This window comes from Mycobacterium sp. (assembly GCF_050701515.1).
Lineage (GTDB): Bacteria > Actinomycetota > Actinomycetes > Mycobacteriales > Mycobacteriaceae > Mycobacterium.
In genome coordinates this window covers 1-3,470 of the sequence record NZ_JBOGDB010000090.1, presented here as the reverse complement: position 1 = coordinate 3,470, position 3,470 = coordinate 1, and the positions used below count along the sequence as shown (strand labels likewise).

General features: G+C 66.7%; 4 protein-coding genes. All 4 read left to right on the top strand.

Going from position 1 to position 3,470, the window contains the following annotated elements:
- The first annotated feature begins 35 nt into the window (after window positions 1-35).
- The gene (locus ACRDU5_RS07605) at window positions 36-689 is read left to right on the top strand and encodes an HNH endonuclease signature motif containing protein (RefSeq protein WP_526613872.1); all 654 of its coding nucleotides are present in this window, start codon (window positions 36-38) and stop codon (window positions 687-689) included.
- Window positions 690-786: 97 nt separating this feature from the next.
- Window positions 787-1,008, top strand: a complete 222-nt coding sequence (ctaJ, locus tag ACRDU5_RS07600; protein WP_526613871.1) for an aa3-type cytochrome oxidase subunit CtaJ — start codon at window positions 787-789, stop codon at window positions 1,006-1,008.
- Entirely contained in the window at window positions 995-1,462 is a 468-nt protein-coding gene (locus ACRDU5_RS07595; protein ID WP_526613870.1) for a DUF5130 family protein, read from the top strand. Before ctaJ ends, ACRDU5_RS07595 begins: the two co-directional genes overlap by 14 nt.
- A gap of 65 nt (window positions 1,463-1,527) precedes the next feature.
- Window positions 1,528-3,075 (top strand): IS1182 family transposase, encoded by a 1,548-nt coding sequence (locus ACRDU5_RS07590; RefSeq protein WP_526613869.1) that lies wholly within the window; start codon window positions 1,528-1,530, stop codon window positions 3,073-3,075.
- Window positions 3,076-3,470 lie beyond the last annotated feature (395 nt).

The window sequence follows — 3,470 nt, the reverse complement described above, 5'->3', positions numbered from 1 at the left end:
CCCCAATCCATGGTGGACTGTCCGTCGGAGGACGAATGGCGCATCGCAAGAAGAGCCGCGGCCACCGGCATTCCGGGGCCGCGGCGGGCGTATCCGGGGTGACGCATGCCCCAGAACGGGTGCTGCACAGCGTCGACACCGGTTCCTCCGTCACCTCCCGCGACGGCTCGATCTGGGGTCGGCGTCGCGTGCTGCTGCTGAACTCCACGTACGAGCCGCTCACGGCGCTGCCGATACGCCGGGCCGTAGTCATGGTGGTGTGTGGCAAGGCCGACGTCGTGCACGACGATCCGTCGGGGCCGGTGATCCACTCGGCCACCCGGGCGATCGTGGTGCCATCGGTGATCCGGCTCCGCTCCTACGTTCGGGTGCCCTACCGGGCCCGCATCCCGATGACCCGCGCGGCGCTGATGCACCGCGACCGGTTTCGCTGCGCGTACTGCGGCAGCAAGGCCGACACCGTCGACCACGTGGTGCCCCGCAGCAGGGGCGGCGACCACACCTGGGAGAACTGCGTGGCCGCCTGCTCGCCCTGCAACCACCGCAAGGGCGACCGGCTGCTGGCCGAAATGGGCTGGTCGCTGCACTCGATGCCGAGCCGGCCGAAGGGTCAGCACTGGCGATTGCTGTCCACCGTCAAGGAACTCGATCCCGCGTGGATGCGATATCTGGGTGAGGGCGCGGCCTAGCCGGTGTCGTCTGTCCCCCTGCCCTTCGGGCGGGAGGTGCCCCCACTTCGCGCAAGCGCTCATCGCGTGCTGAGATAGGGTTTGCGTCGTGAGTATCCTGGAGATCCACCTATTTTTCGTGGTAATTCCGCTGTTGGTGGTTGCGGTGCTGTCCGCGATGATCTGGTCCCGCAAGGGCCCACACCCGGCGACCTACAAGATGTCCGACCCGTGGACGCACGCGCCGATCCTATGGGCGTCCGACGAGCCCGGTAACCATTCACACGGCCACGGTTCGCACCCGGTCACGGTAGGAGGCGGCGCAAGTGGCAAGTGGTGAAGTAGCGACGCGTGAGCATGCCGACCTACCCGTCGGCTTTGTCGTCACCTCCAGTGGACGGATCTCCGGAGTCACCGAGCCCGGCGCCGCCTCGGTCGACTACCCGTTCCCGGTCAAGGACTTGGTCAAGCTCGACGACGCAATGACGTACGGGTCCCGGGCGGCCAAGGCACGCTTCGCGGTGTACCTCGGCGACCTCGGCGCCGACACGGCCGCCACCGCCCGGGAGATCCTGGTGAAGGTGCCGACGCCGGACAATGCGGTGCTGCTTGCGGTTTCACCCAATCAGCGCGCGATCGAGGTGGTGTACGGCTCGCAGTTGCAGGGCCGCGGCATCGAGCAGTCCGCTCCGCTCGGCGTGTCGGCGGCGGCGTCTGCCTTCAAGGAAGGCAACCTGATCGACGGCCTGATCAGCGCCGTGCGGGTGCTGAGCGCCGGAATTTACCCTCCCTAGGAGAGCCCTGAATAATCCGCGTGGCGGTGGGCCTGTTTGATGCCGCTGTTCGGGATAATTTGGGGGTGCAGGGTCGATCTGAAAGTCAACGCGAGATTCTGGATGCGGAGTCGGTGGCGGGTCATCTTCTCAAGCCGGGCAGTGTGTTTGGGTTGCTGGCTGCTCATCGGCGAGAGTTGTTCCCCGATGAGATGTTCACCGATCTGTTCCCGACGGGTCGGGGTCGGCCCAGTGTGCCCGCCGATGTGATGGCCGCGGTGATCACGTTGCAGGCCTTGTACGGCCTGTCTGACAGCGAAACCGTGGACGCGGTCACCTTTGATCTGCGATGGAAGACGGCGTGTGGGTTGGCGGTGACGGCACCGGCGTTTCACGCGACGACGTTGACGTATTGGCGGCGTCGGTTGGCGGCCTCAGATGCCCCGAACCGGATCTTTGAGGCGGTCAAAGCGGTGGTCGCCCAGACAGGTGCGTTAGCGGGTAAGGCGCGGCGAGCGCTGGATTCCACGGTGCTCGATGACGCGGTGGCCACCCAGGACACGGTGACCCAGCTGATCGGGGCGATCCGGCGGGTGCGCCGCGAAGTCCCCGGCGCAGCGCAGGTGGTGGCGGCGCAGTGCAGCGCCCACGATTACGACGACCCGGGTAAACCCGCGATCGCCTGGGGCGACCAGCAGGCACGACACCAGCTGGTCGACGCACTGGTCAGCGACGCCCATCGCCTGCTCGGGCACCTACCCGAGCAGGAACTGGGCCCGCGGGCCGCAGACGCGGTGGCGCTGCTGGCGCTGATCGCGGGCCAAGACGTCGAACCCGTCGAAGGCTCCGATGGCACCGACGGGCGGTGGCGCATCGCGCGACAGGTCGCCGGTGATCGGGTGATCTCCACCGTGGATCCCGACGCCCGCCACGTGCACAAGACCGTGCATCGCCGCCAGGACGGCTTCAAAGCGCATCTGGCCATCGAGCCCGATACCGGCGTCATCACCGACTGCGCACTGACCAAGGCCAACGGGCCCGGCAACCATGAAGCTGTGGTGGGGCTTGAGCTGCTCGATGGCGAGGATTCACCGGTCACGGTGTTGGCCGATTCTGCTTACGGCTCAGGGGGATTCCGCGCTGAGTTGGCCGAGCGCGGCCATACCGACCGGGTCAAGCCCGCACCGGTGCCCAGGGTCATCCCGGACGGATTCACCGTCGATGACTTCACCGTCGACCACGCCGCGGGCACGGCGATCTGCCCCAACGGGCTGACCCGAACGATCAGCCGTTCGGGGTTTGCCACCTTCGGCGCGGCCTGCACCGGCTGCCCGCTGCGGGCCCGATGCACCCGCAGCCGCAAGGGCAAGAAACTTAAAGTCGGCGCCCATGACGCGCGCCAACGCGCCGCCCGGCACGCGGCTGATGATCCGCGGTGGCTGGCTGAATACCGTCAGCACCGGCCCATGGTCGAACGGACCATCGCCTGGCTGACCCGCGGCAACCGAAGATTGCGTTACCGCGGTGTCATCAAGAACGACCACTGGCTACATCACCGAGCCGCCGCGCTGAACCTACGTCGACTTGTCACCATGGGCCTCAACCACACCGGAACGAACTGGGCCATCGCCTGACCCAGACGCTTGCATCACCGCCGACCCGACTGCAAAACTCGAAACGGCGGGGCGACCTCTGTGTCGACCGCAAGGTCTGACTTCACCAGCGCCACCGAGCGCCTCGAGGCGCCCCGCCCCAAAGGCACTAATTCAGCAGAGTCCTAGAGGGCGGTGACATGGGACGGAGCAAATATCGCGACGTCGTTATCGTTGCGACGCGCTGTAAGGTCGCCCCATGCTCCGCTACATTTGCGGTGAAGCTTGTTCGGCGCCTCGGCCTGCTCTTTTCTTGGACCGCGACGGGGTTTTGAATCGGCGTATCGTCGACGGATACGTCATCGAGCCGAGCGATTTCGAGCCGATCGACCTCGCCCTGGAAGGAGCAACCGCTGCTCAAGAGGCTGGTGCTGCGC